The organism is Bacillus basilensis (assembly GCF_050630465.1).
In the GTDB taxonomy this organism is placed as follows: Bacteria; Bacillota; Bacilli; order Bacillales; family Bacillaceae_G; genus Bacillus_A; species Bacillus_A basilensis.
This window is the reverse complement of sequence record NZ_JBNTQO010000019.1, coordinates 1-12,925: the sequence shown is the minus strand read 5'-3', so window position 1 is coordinate 12,925 and position 12,925 is coordinate 1. Positions and strand designations below refer to the sequence as shown.

The window sequence follows — 12,925 nt, the reverse complement described above, 5'->3', positions numbered from 1 at the left end:
TTTTCTTATAGTAAATGTAAGAAGAAAACACATAGGGGGATTAGAAATGAGTGTTCTTGAAGTAAAGGGATTAACGAAGGTGTATCAATCGAAAGGTTCAGTAGCGACGACTGCTTTAAACGATATAAATTTTAAAATAGAAGAAGGCGAATTTGTAGGAATTATGGGTCCTTCAGGAAGCGGGAAAACAACGCTTTTAAATTTATTAGCAACAATCGATAAACAAACCTCAGGTCATGTGCTTGTAAATGGAGAAGAAATTAATCAAATGCGTGCTGCAAAATTAGCGGAATTTCGCCGTACACATTTAGGATTCATTTTCCAAGATTTTAACTTACTTGATACGTTATCGATTAAAGAAAATATTATTTTACCACTTGTAATGGCGAAAAAATCTGTAAATGAAATCGATGCGAAAGTAATGGAAATTGCGAAGTTTTTAAACATCGAAGAAATATTAAATAAAAAAGTATACGAAGTATCAGGCGGGCAACAACAACGTGCAGCGGCAGCGAGAGCAATCATTCATGAGCCAACGTTAATTTTAGCGGATGAGCCAACAGGAAATTTAGATTCTAAGTCGGCAAAATCATTAATGAGTGCGTTGCAAGACTTACATGAACAAAAGAAAGTGACAATTGCAATGGTTACGCATGATCCAGTAGCGGCGAGTTATTGCGAACGTATTCTTTTCATACGTGATGGAGAGATTTTCTCAGAAATACATAAAGGAAGAACGAAACAAGCCTTTTTCCAAGAAATTCTGGACGTACTTGCGATGCTAGGAGGAGAATATCATGAACTTTCGCCAGCTCGCGCTTAATAATGTAAAAGGAAATTGGCGTAATTATAAAGCGTTTCTGATAAGTAGTTGTTTATCGATAGTCGTATTTTTCATGTATGCTTCCTTCATTTATCATCCAGATGTTGTAGGCGGTAATATTAGTATGAGGAAGATGATTTCAAAAGGGTTAGAATCGATGAATTATATTGTAGTCATCTTCTCAGCACTCTTTATTTTATATGCAAATTCAACATTTTTGCGAGCAAGGAAAAAAGAGTTTGGTCTATTAACATTAATAGGCGGAACAAAATCTCAACTTGGCCGAATGATTATATTAGAGCAACTTATGTTAGGCAGTATTGCAATTGTAGTGGGTATTGGGCTTGGCATGCTTTGTTCAAAATTATTCTTCCAAGCATTAAGCGTAATATTGAAAATAGATAAAACACTACCACTCGTATGGAATAGTAAAGCAGTTTTGATTACAGCAGGTGTATACTTTATTCTATTTTTAATCTTATCATTGTTTAGCGTTTGGACAGTAGGACGCTTGCAAATTATTGATTTATTAAGAGGAGCAAGAAAACAAAAAGTAGAACCTTTTGCATTTACATGGTTATGTGTAGTTGGTATGGGATGTATTATTGTTGCATATGTACTTAGCTTCCAAGTAACATTTATGAATTTTATCATTCTGTTTTTACCGATTGTAGGGCTGACGATAGGCGGAACTTATTTGCTGTTTACACAAGGTAGTACAGTCGTATTAAAGGCGTTACAAAAACGAAAAAAATCTTTTTATACATACCCAAATATGTTCGTCCTTAGCAACCTTATTTATAAAATGAAAGATAATGCTCGTTTTCTATTTGTAATTTCTATCATTACGGCCGTTGTATCTTCAGCAGTTGGTACACTGTACGTATTTTTTGAGGATATGAGTTATAAGACAGTAACTAGTACCCCGCATGCTATTTCGTATGAGGAAAAGGGAATACATACGCATAATGTCATCAAAGAAGGAAAAACAAAAGAATTAATAAAAAAACACGGATTTGAAGAAGCGCGAGAAGTAACGTACGTAAAACTTCCTGGAACTCAAAAAATCACGATGTTTAACAGTGAACATGAGATGCCGATGGCGATTGTTTCAGAAAAAGAATATAACGCTGAAGTACGTAAACAAAAGAGAGAGCAAGTTAGAGAAGTTCATAATGCACCAGGTAGTGCAACGATGGTCATAATGGATATGGCGAACGATATGATGAAGATAGATCGTACGAAACCGTATGAAATTAAAATTAACGGACAAACGCAGTCTGTTCAATTAAATGAGCCCACTTCATTTTCTGTTTTTAATGATAGTGAATATCTCATTGTAAATGAGCAAGATTTTGAGAAATACGCAAAGCTCGTACCAGATGAAGAAAAGACGAAATATTACGGTTATTATATAGAAGACTGGAAAAGTACAGAAGACCTTGTGTTAGATTTAAAAAAGGAAGTTGCACCAGATAAGCAAGAGGAATTAAATAACTCGGTGTTCGCTTATAAAAATATAAGGGAATCAGGAGCAATTACAATGTTTATTGGTTTTTTTGTAGCTGTACTGTTCTTCTTCTTTGCTTGTAGTATGACGTACTTTAAATGGTTTAACGATAAAGAACAAGATCGTATTCAATTTAAATCGTTAAAGAGAATTGGTATGACGGATAAAGAAATTCGTAAAATTGCACTTCGACAAATGGGTGTTATCTTCTTTATCCCAATTTTAATCGGTGCCATTCATAGTGGATTTGCTCTTCATACGTTAGGGAAAATGCTTTATATTGATTTATGGAAATCAGGTGCGATTGTAATTGGAACGTACTTTGTAGCTTCTGCGATTTACTTTATGATTGCACAAAGAGGATATTTGAAACACGTGCAAAGCTAGAGAAACCTCTAGCTTTTTGCCTATGTAGTAAGTTATAGGGGGACGATAGATGAACATTCGGCAACTAGCGCAGCAAAATATAAAAGGAAATTGGCGTAATTATAAAGTATTTTTCTTAAGTAGTTGTTTTGCAATATTTGCGTCTTTTGCATACATGTCTGTTATTGTACATCCGTATATGCAGGAGACGATGTGGTATCAAAACGTACGCTGGGGACTGATCATATGTAATGTTATTATCATTTCTTTTTTCGTCATATTTATTTTGTACTCTACTTCTATTTTCATAGAGGCACGTAAGAAAGAATTAGGATTATATATGTTAATGGGAGCAACGAAATCTAACGTAATTGGCGTAATTATGACCGAGCAAATGTTGATCGGGATATTTGCTAATATTTTCGGTATTGGGCTTGGTATGATCTTCTTAAAGCTCTTCTTCATGGTGTTTAGTATGTTACTTCAACTTCCGAAAGAACTCCCTGTCATTTTTGACGTGAGAGCAATTGGATTAACGCTTGTTACATATATGGTCGTATTTGTTGTCTTATCTTTTATAAGTGCTTTACGTATATGGAATATAAAAATCATTCGGTTATTGAAAGAATTTCGAACAGATAAAAAAGAGAAGAAAACATCAATGTGGCTTTGTATATTCGGCTTTATTTGTTTAGGAGTAGGATATACGTTAGCGTTACAAGCGGCGATGCCGACGACGATAGCGTTATACTTTTTTCCAGTGTCTATACTTGTCTTTTTCGGAACATACTTTTCTTTTACACACGGAGTTGCCCAAGTATTAGAAATGATAAAACGAAATAAAAAGATTATGTATACATATCCGTATTTATTTATAGTGAATCAATTGTCACATCGAATGAAAGAAAATGGTCGTTTTTTCTTTCTCATGTCAATGGCAACGACTTTTGTAGTTACGGCAACAGGTACAGTGTTCTTATATTTTTCCGGTATGCAAGATATGTGGCGGGGCGAAGGAGTGCACTCACTTTCTTACATAGAAAAAGGTACTTCTTCTCATGAAGTCTTTGCGGAAGGTACGGTTGAACAATTATTGCACCAATACGGGTATGATGATTTTCAATATATGAGTTTTGTTGGAGTGTATGCATCTTTTCAGTCCAATAAGGGGGAAACAGAAGTAACGCCGCTTATAAAGGAAAGTGAATACAATCAAGAGGCAAGAAAACAAAAACAGAAAACGTATCATCCTAAAAAAGGAACAGTTACACTTGTTTATTATAATAAATACAATCATCCGAATATATATGATCAAAAAGAGATTCAATTCCAAGTAATGAATCGAACATACTCGTTCGTATTTAATGGTCAAAAGGAAGGGATACAATTTAACTATCATCCTTCGCATATTAATGGTCTGTTCTTCGTCATGAATGATGAAGACTTTGACAGTATAGCAAATCAGATTCCTGATTCTGAAAAAATGATATATAGAGGCTATACATTACTAAATATCGAAAATACGAAAGAGTTAAATGAAGATTTACGGAAACATATGAAACAAGATAATAATGCATTTCGAAGTAATATGGAACTCTATGTGAATATGAAAGCGTTCGGTGATATTACGCGATTTATAGGCTCATTCATTAGTATATTATTTTTCCTTACATCATGTAGTATCGTATATTTTAAATGGTTTCATAATATTTCAACGGATAGAAAGCAGTACGGGGCACTCTCTAAACTGGGAATGACGAAGGAAGAAGTATGGAAGATTTCTCGCTGGCAATTATGTATGCTATTTTTTGCGCCAATTATAGTAGGGAGTATGCATAGTGCAGTTGCGTTATATACGTTTCATAATACAATCTTTATGGATGGTTCATTAAGAAAAGTAGGCTTGTTTATTCTATTTTATATTGCTGCATGCATCATTTATTTCTTTTTTGCTCAAAGAGAATATAGAAAACATTTAGACTAGCGAATGCTAGTCTTTTTTAAATATTCGAAATTTACATAGAAGAATATAAAAAAGTATGGTATAACAGTAAGAAAACGAAAAAGAGGGGAAAAGACGATGATTCGAGTAGGATATTTAGGACCAGAAGCAACATTTACAAATATGGCGGTGAGTCGTTTTTTTCCGGAAGCAGAGCATGTACCGTATCGAACGATTCCAGATTGTATGGATGCAGCTGCAAATGGAAATGTAGATTATGCGGTGGTACCATTAGAAAACGCCATAGAAGGTTCAGTGAATATAACAGTTGATTATCTTGTGCATGAGCAACCACTTTCTATTGTAGGAGAAATTACAGTACCAATTCAGCAACATTTACTTGTACATCCGCAGTATGCAGAAGTGTGGGAAGAAGTATATGCAGTGCACTCGCATCCACATGCTATTGCACAATGTCATAAGTTTTTAAATGAAGAATTAAAAGGGGTAACCGTCCGAGATATGACGTCAACAAGTGCCGCTGCGCAATATGTGAAAGAACATCCTGAAGAAAAAATTGCCGCCATTGCAAATGAAGCAGCTGCAGAAAAATACGGATTAACGATCGTAAGACGTAGCATTCATACGCATAAAAACAATCATACACGTTTCCTCATTCTGCATAAAAAAAAGAAAGCTGTACTCCCAAATAACGGAGAAAACCGTGGAGAGAAAACGACGCTTATGATAACGTTACCTGCTGATTATGCAGGGGCACTATATCAAGTGTTATCAGCTTTCGCATGGAGAAAATTAAACTTATCAAAAATCGAATCGCGTCCGATGAAAACAGGTCTTGGAAATTACTTTTTCTTAATCGATGTTGATAAAGCGTACGATGATGTATTGTTGCCAGGTGTAACGATGGAACTCGAAGCACTCGGCTTTTCTGTTACTGTGCTGGGGAGTTATTCTTCTTATTGGTTGTAAAGGGGAGTATTAGTAGTTAATTCGATATAATTTCAGTCGCTATTAGACCGTCTGATAGATAAATAAAATCCCACCTATAATGGTGGGATTCTTTATTTTAGCTTCGCAAGACGATCCTCTAACTGATCACGCCAAATATCGGCTAGCTCTTTTACAGCAAGAATCTTTTCAATGCCATCTTTATCTTTTCTATTATGAAAATAAATTTCGTTAGAGAATAAAACAGATACATTGTTTGATGGACGATCTAGTAATGTAATTTTAGAATCTTTACGTACAGTACCTTCCTGAAGAACGCGGCATAGGTAGCCAGTAAATCCAGTTGCTACAATGCGAGGCAGTATGCCAGGAATACCGAGACGTTTTGAAATAGTGCTGCAAGGTACTCTTGCTTGTGTCACTTGAATGATTGCTTCACCTAGTTGATATGTATCTCCGATGCAAACATCACGCTCTAACATATTTGTTACAGTAATGTTTTCACCGAATGTGGAAGCTGGAAGCGTAGTTTGAAATTCCTCTTCCCATAGTGCGTAATGCTCGTGTGAGTACACACAAACGGCGCGATCAGGTCCCCCATGGTGTTTTAAATCTGCTACATCATCACCAATGAAGCCATCTTTTGAGAGGAAAGCTTCTTCTGTAAGCTCTTTACATATACCAGTAATCATTTCTTTATCTTCGTTATATTTCATTTGTTTCGGTTTGCCAATGCTAAAGTGAACGAGTTCAATTCCCATAGTTGATCTCCTTTACGATTGATTACAGTATTATAGCATTAAAAAAGCACAGAGAATGATAAAAAAACCTGTGCTTTACATTAATTAATAAACGAGAAACCCTGCTTTATCTAGTGCCTCACAAGCAGCATCTAACTTTTCTTTTGAATCTGCTTCAATTGTATGTAAGTGAATACCATCTGTTAATTGCGATAAATAGGAAGCATTTGTGTTTTCGATTTTTTGTAAATATTGCTCTACATCAAAGCGATTACTTACCATAATAGATGCTGTTAAGTCACCGTATACAGGATGCTCAACTTTTACATCTTTAATCGTAACACCGTGGTCAACAAGCATTGTAAGTTCTTGACGTACTTCTGCTGGTTTATGTTGGCATACAATTACGCGTTCGAAAGCTTGTTGCTTTTCTTGTGGCTTTAAATATAAATAGCCTTGAGCAGTCGCGATAATCGGTTCGTTTCTTGCTTTAAGCAAGGAAATATCTTGCACAATAACTTGTCTACTTACGTTCGTCTTTTTAGATAGTTCATTCCCCGATAACGGTTCATTTGCAGCAAGAAGCCACTGAAGGATAAGTTGTCGTCTTTCTTCACCTAAAATCTTTTTTTGGTCATTTTGTTTCATTATGATTTAACACCTCTATAAAATTGATTTCCGATTGTGTGTAGTGCATGAATAGTAGTATCAATTTGATCTTTCGTTGTTTGTTGTCCGAAAGAGAAGCGAACATATTGTTTTGCCTCTTCATACGTTTTTCCAATTGCAAGCATTGTTTTCGAAGGTTCTTGTTTACCGACTTGGCAAGCACTTCCCGTAGAAATGGCAATACCGCGGCGATTACATTCTAGCATTGTATACTGACCTTCTATTCCTTTTATTGTAACCCCAATAATATGTGGTAAACAAGAAGTAGAATGACCTTCTACTTCAATTTCTAGCGGAATTGTGTGTAATTGCTCTAAAAAGTAGGATCGTAACGCCTTAAAACGTAAGTTTTCTTCCTGTTGATTTTTTAATATATTCTCAGCAGCCGTTAAAAAAGATGCGATGCCAGGAACGTTTACTGTGCCTGGACGAAAACCTTTTTCGTGAGAGGTTCCTGGGAAAATTTGTATCCAGCGAACTTGCGGGTTTATATAGCAAGCGCCAACACCTTTTGGTCCGTATAGTTTATGTGCTGAAACAGAAAGACTATCAATCCCCATCTCAAAAACATGGATAGGAAGTTTACCAAATGTTTGCACACAATCTGAATGGAATAAAACGTTATATTTTTTTAAGAGTTTCCCAATCTCTGTGATATTTTGAACGGTTCCAATTTCAGAGTTTCCGTGCTGTATGCTTGCTAGAACAGTATCTTCTGTAATAGCTGCTTCTAAATCTACTAAACGAATGAGTCCACTTTTATCAACAGGAATTTCAGTAATCGTATAGCCTTGTGATTTTAGAGATTGAAAATAACTTCGAATGGATGCATGTTCCATAGGTGTTGTAATAATATGCTTCTTATTTCGGGCATTTAGAAGGGATTGAATCGCAAGGTAGTTGGATTCCGAGCCGCCGCTTGTGAAGAATACCCCTTGTTCTTTTCCACCAATCATTTCAGCAAATGTTTTTCTGCAAACTTGTAATAAAGAAGAGGCTGTTCCTCCAATATCATGTAAACTTTGTTCATTTCCGAAGTATTGCGATGCTGCTTTCATATATGTTTGTAACGCTTCTTCACTCATAGGTGTAGTAGCTGCATAGTCAAGATATATCATCATGTAAGGTCCTCTCTCTAGTAAGAGTTACATTTCTTTTATTTTTTTAATGGTAGTGAAAATAAGAATTATAAAAAAACTCTTGTCATTATTTTAAAACTATGTAAATATAGGTGTCAAGACAGTTGAAAAGTGTAAAGTAGGAGGCAACAATTATGCCAAGTGCAGATGTCTTAATTATTGGAAGTGGTGTTGCGGCACTTCGTGTTGCGAAAGAGATTTGTCACGAAAAGAATGTGATTATTATCACAAAGGAAACGAATCGTAATAATAATACACATTTAGCGCAAGGTGGAATTGCCGCAGCGGTTGCTACATATGACAATCCAAATGAACATTTGGAAGATACGTTAGTAGCAGGATGTCATTATAACAATGAAGACGTGGTCCGTTATTTAGTTGAGGAAGGGCCGAAAGAAATAAATAATCTCATTGAAAATGGAATGAAATTCGATGGAGATGAAACAGGTCCCCATCTTGGAAAAGAAGGTGCACATCGAAAGCGTCGCATTTTACATGCAGGTGGCGATGCAACAGGAAAGAATTTATTAGAGCATTTCATTCAAGAAGTAGCGCCGCACGTTACGGTAGTGGAACAGGAAATGGTGCTCGATTTTATTATAGAAAATGATAAATGTGTTGGAGTTTTAACAAGAAATAGTGAAGGGAAGCTGAAGCGTTACGTTGCAGATTATACGGTGTTAGCAACAGGAGGGATTGGCGGTCTATATGCCTTTACTTCTAATGACAAGACAATTACGGGTGATGGACTTGCGATGGTATACCGCGCAGGTGGGGAGCTCGTAGATTTAGAGTTTGTACAATTTCATCCGACGATGTTATATGCGAGCGAGCGATGCAGTGGCCTCGTTTCTGAAGCTGTTCGCGGTGAAGGAGCTGTCCTTATAAATGGAAAAGGACAGCGTTTTATGATGGATATACACCCTGATTATGATCTCGCACCGCGTGATGTAGTGGCAAGAGCGATTCATGAACAGCTGTTGGCGGGTGAAAAAGTGTATTTGAATATTGAGTCTATCCAAAATTTCGAAGAACGTTTTCCGACTGTATCATCATTGTGTAAAAAGAATGGTGTTGATATAAATGAAAAACGCATTCCAGTCGTACCAGGTGCTCATTTTCATATGGGCGGTGTGAAAACGAACTGTGATGGAGAGACGTCCATTCCAAATTTATATGCAGTCGGTGAAGTAGCTTGTAATGGTGTTCATGGAGCAAATAGGTTAGCAAGTAATTCATTGTTAGAAGGTCTTGTGTTTGGAAAAAGAATAGGACAACATATTTTAACTAAAGCGACAAAAGACAGATTGAACAACTTCGCTGAGAAGGAAAAGAAATTTATCGTTCTGAATCATTTGCCGACGAAAGAAGAAATACAAGAATGCATGATGAAATATGTTGGGATTGTACGAACAGAGCAAAGTTTATCTTATGCAAAGAGATGGCTTAGTAAGTACGGTGTTCGAAATATGATATTACAACATGATGCTCTTACAAATGAAGAGATAACGCTTATTAATATGTTAACAGTTTGTGAGCTTATAGTCGTATCAGCTTTGCAAAGAGAAGAAAGCATTGGTGGCCATTATCGAAGTGATTATCCAGATAGAAATAGCGTAAAAAAAGAGATCGTTCGAGTGAAAAGAAAACTACAACTTGTGTAATGAGGGGAAGAGGGGCTTTATGAATACGATAAAGGTTAAAGAAGCGTTAAATCGATTTTTTCTAGAAGATATAGGAGAAAGAGATGTAACATCTCAGCTTATTTTTCCAGATAATTTACTTTCAAAAGGAACGTTTCTTGCGAAGGATACAGGGGTCTTTGCGGGACGGTTAGTAATTGAAGAAGGGTTTAAATTAATTGATGAGAGAATTGAAGTGGAGCTTCATAAAAAAGATGGAGATCTTGTAGAAAAAGGCGAAATAATCGCAACTGTCCAAGGCCCAATCGCATCGTTATTAACGGCAGAGCGCGTTATATTAAACGTTATCCAGCGCATGAGTGGGATAGCGACAATGACACATAAAGCTGTTCTTGCTTTAGATAGCAGCCATACACGAATTTGTGATACGCGAAAAACGATGCCAGGGCTACGTATGTTTGATAAGTATGCAGTCGTATGCGGAGGCGGATTTAATCACCGTTTCGGTTTATATGATGGTGTCATGATCAAAGACAATCATATTGCTTTTGCTGGTTCTATTACGAAAGCTGTTACATCGGTGAAAGAAAAATTAGGGCATATGGTGAAAGTGGAAGTGGAAGCAGAAACAGAGGAGCAAGTGAGAGAGGCTGTAGCTGCTGGTGCGGATATTATTATGTTTGATAACCGTACGCCAGATGAGATTCGGGAGTTTTCAAAGATTGTACCGAGTGCCGTCGTTACGGAAGCATCGGGAGGCATTACAATTAAAGATTTATCGAAATACGGAAAAACAGGGGTAGATTATATTTCACTTGGAGCGTTAACACATTCAGTGAAAGCACTTGATATTAGTTTCAATATTGAGGCGTAAGGAAAGTGGCTTAGAGGGGGAGAAAGAAATATGAGTATTTTAGAAAAAGTGCAACCGATTGAAACGATGTTACCGGAGCGTTATCACACGATGTCAACAGAAGTTATGGAAAAGCGGGTTCGTGAAATTAAAGAAAAAATGGGAAGAGCATTATTTATTCCAGGACATCATTACCAAAAGGATGAAGTGGTACAATTTTCTGATGCGGCAGGAGATTCACTTCAGCTTGCGCAAGTTGCAGCGAGCAATAAAGAAGCAAAATATATTGTGTTTTGTGGTGTACACTTTATGGCAGAAACAGCTGATATGTTAACGACAGCTGATCAAATCGTTATTTTGCCAGATATGCGCGCAGGTTGTTCGATGGCAGATATGGCAGATATCGAACAAACAGAAAGAGCGTGGAAAGAGCTCACGAAATTATTTGGAGATACGATGATTCCATTAACATATGTCAACTCTACAGCTGCCATTAAAGCATTTTGTGGTCGCAATGGAGGAGCGACAGTAACTTCTTCTAATGCAAAACAAATGGTATCTTGGGCGTTTACACAAAAAGAACGGCTTGTCTTTTTACCGGATCAACATTTAGGGAGAAATACAGCTTACGATTTAGGCATCCCGTTAGATAAAATGGCAGTATGGGACCCGTATACAGATTCATTAGAGTACGATGGAGATATAGAAGAAATTCAAGTGATTTTATGGAAAGGTCATTGTTCGGTTCATCAAAACTTTACAGTGAAAAATATTGAAAATGTACGGAAGAATCATCCGGATATGAATATTATTGTACATCCGGAATGTTGCTACGAAGTTGTAGCAGCTTCGGATTACGCAGGGTCAACGAAATATATTATTGATATGATTGAATCGGCTCCATCTGGAAGTAAATGGGCGATTGGTACAGAAATGAATTTAGTGAACCGAATTATTCAACAACATCCAGATAAAGAGATTGTTTCACTTAACCCCTTTATGTGTCCATGTTTAACGATGAACCGAATTGATCTGCCGCACTTATTATGGGCGCTTGAAACGATAGAAAGAGGAGAAGAAATTAACGTTATTAGCGTAGATAAACAAGTGACTGAAGAAGCGGTTCTTGCATTAAATCGTATGTTAGAGCGTGTATGAAGCAGCGGGATTCCCGTTGCTTTTTTTCATACACATAATCATAACGAGAACGAAATGGGCATACATTGTTGTGAAGAAATCATTGCGATTTTTTTATGCTTATTCCACTTCAAATGATATTGAAAATTGAAGAAGTGATGAAAGTGAAAAGAAGTTAACGTTATGTAGAAAGAGTTACTTCATGAGATTTGTTACTTATAGATAAGTTATACAGGAGGGGGAAAATTTGAAAATTCATATCGTGCAAAAAGGGGATACCCTTTGGAAAATTGCGAAAAAGTACGGAGTGGATTTTGATACGCTGAAACAAACAAATACACAACTTAGTAATCCAGATTTAATCATGCCAGGTATGAAAATTAAAGTGCCATCAAACGGCGTTCACGTGAAACAACATGCTGGTGCAGGCTCAGCACCGCCAAAACAATACGTAAAAGAAGTGCAACAAAAAGAATTTGCAGCAACGCCAACGCCGCTTGGAATAGAAGATGAAGAAGAAGTTACGTATCAATCAGCTCCAATTACACAGCAGCCTGCTATGCAACAAACACAAAAAGAAGTGCAAGTAAAACCGCAGAAGGAAATGCAAGTGAAACCACAAAAAGAAGTACAGGTAAAACCACAGAAGGAAATGCAAGTGACACCGCAAAAAGAAGTACAGGTAAAGCCTCAAAAAGAAGTGCAAAAAGAAAAACCAATTCAAATAGAAAAACCAGTTGAAAAACCGTCTGTTATTCAAAAACCACCTGTTATAGAAAAACAAAAACCAGCAGAGAAAGACAATACGAAGTTTTCGGTGAATGTGTTACCACAGCCACCGCAGCCACCAATAAAAGCGAAAAAAGAATATAAAATTTCAGACGTCATTAAAAAAGGAAGCGAGTTAATTGCTCCTCAAATTACTAAAATGAAACCTAATAACATCATTTCTCCTCAAACGAAAAAAGATAATATCGTGTCACCGCAAGTAAAGAAAGAAAATGTAGGGAACATAGTGTCACCGCAAGTAAAGAAAGAAAATGTAGGGAACATAGTATCACCGCAAGTAAAGAAAGAAAATGTAGGGAACATAGTGTCACCGCAAGTAAAGAAAGAAAATGTAGGGAACATAGT

Annotated in this window: 10 protein-coding genes and 1 pseudogene; 8 read left to right on the top strand and 3 right to left on the bottom strand. The window is 36.5% G+C overall.

What is annotated here, in order from left to right; all coding sequences use genetic code 11:
• Positions 1-46 precede the first annotated feature (46 nt).
• From ACQVV1_RS24825 to pheA, 4 genes are all read left to right on the top strand, one after another.
• Positions 47-823, top strand: coding sequence for an ABC transporter ATP-binding protein (locus ACQVV1_RS24825; protein ID WP_242252620.1), 777 nt, complete (start codon positions 47-49; stop codon positions 821-823).
• Positions 798-2,720, top strand: a complete 1,923-nt coding sequence (locus ACQVV1_RS24820) for an ABC transporter permease (RefSeq protein WP_242252621.1) — start codon at positions 798-800, stop codon at positions 2,718-2,720. The genes ACQVV1_RS24825 and ACQVV1_RS24820 overlap by 26 nt, the downstream gene beginning before the upstream one ends.
• Positions 2,721-2,769: 49 nt before the next feature.
• Positions 2,770-4,683, top strand: coding sequence for an ABC transporter permease (locus tag ACQVV1_RS24815; RefSeq protein ID WP_242252622.1), 1,914 nt, complete (start codon positions 2,770-2,772; stop codon positions 4,681-4,683).
• A gap of 96 nt (positions 4,684-4,779) precedes the next feature.
• On the top strand, positions 4,780-5,631 hold the full coding sequence (gene pheA, locus ACQVV1_RS24810) for a prephenate dehydratase (protein WP_431169664.1): 852 nt from the start codon (positions 4,780-4,782) through the stop codon (positions 5,629-5,631).
• 92 nt (positions 5,632-5,723) lie between these two features.
• Here the strand turns inward: pheA and ACQVV1_RS24805 are convergent, their stop codons facing one another.
• The 3 genes from ACQVV1_RS24805 to ACQVV1_RS24795 all read right to left on the bottom strand — a co-directional run bounded on the left by ACQVV1_RS24805 (position 5,724) and on the right by ACQVV1_RS24795 (position 8,140).
• A complete protein-coding gene (locus ACQVV1_RS24805) occupies positions 5,724-6,371 on the bottom strand; it encodes an MOSC domain-containing protein (RefSeq protein WP_063224849.1) in 648 nt (215 codons plus the stop codon).
• A gap of 84 nt (positions 6,372-6,455) precedes the next feature.
• A complete protein-coding gene (locus ACQVV1_RS24800) occupies positions 6,456-6,998 on the bottom strand; it encodes a transcription repressor NadR (protein ID WP_000812240.1) in 543 nt (180 codons plus the stop codon).
• Entirely contained in the window at positions 6,998-8,140 is a 1,143-nt protein-coding gene (locus ACQVV1_RS24795) for an IscS subfamily cysteine desulfurase (protein ID WP_242252626.1), read from the bottom strand. Before ACQVV1_RS24795 ends, ACQVV1_RS24800 begins: the two co-directional genes overlap by 1 nt.
• Before the next feature lie 152 nt (positions 8,141-8,292).
• Here ACQVV1_RS24795 and nadB point away from each other — a divergent pair, with 152 nt between their 5' ends.
• From nadB to exsA, 4 genes and pseudogenes are all read left to right on the top strand, one after another.
• Positions 8,293-9,822, top strand: a complete 1,530-nt coding sequence (nadB, locus tag ACQVV1_RS24790; protein ID WP_242252627.1) for an L-aspartate oxidase — start codon at positions 8,293-8,295, stop codon at positions 9,820-9,822.
• A 19-nt stretch (positions 9,823-9,841) separates the two neighbouring features.
• On the top strand, positions 9,842-10,675 hold the full coding sequence (gene nadC, locus ACQVV1_RS24785) for a carboxylating nicotinate-nucleotide diphosphorylase (protein ID WP_431169663.1): 834 nt from the start codon (positions 9,842-9,844) through the stop codon (positions 10,673-10,675).
• A 30-nt stretch (positions 10,676-10,705) separates the two neighbouring features.
• Complete coding sequence (gene nadA / locus ACQVV1_RS24780) at positions 10,706-11,812, top strand: quinolinate synthase NadA (RefSeq protein WP_242252629.1); 1,107 nt, start codon at positions 10,706-10,708, stop codon at positions 11,810-11,812.
• Positions 11,813-12,038: 226 nt separating this feature from the next.
• Positions 12,039-12,925, top strand: a pseudogene (gene exsA / locus ACQVV1_RS24775) (spore coat assembly protein ExsA); the annotation flags it as partial.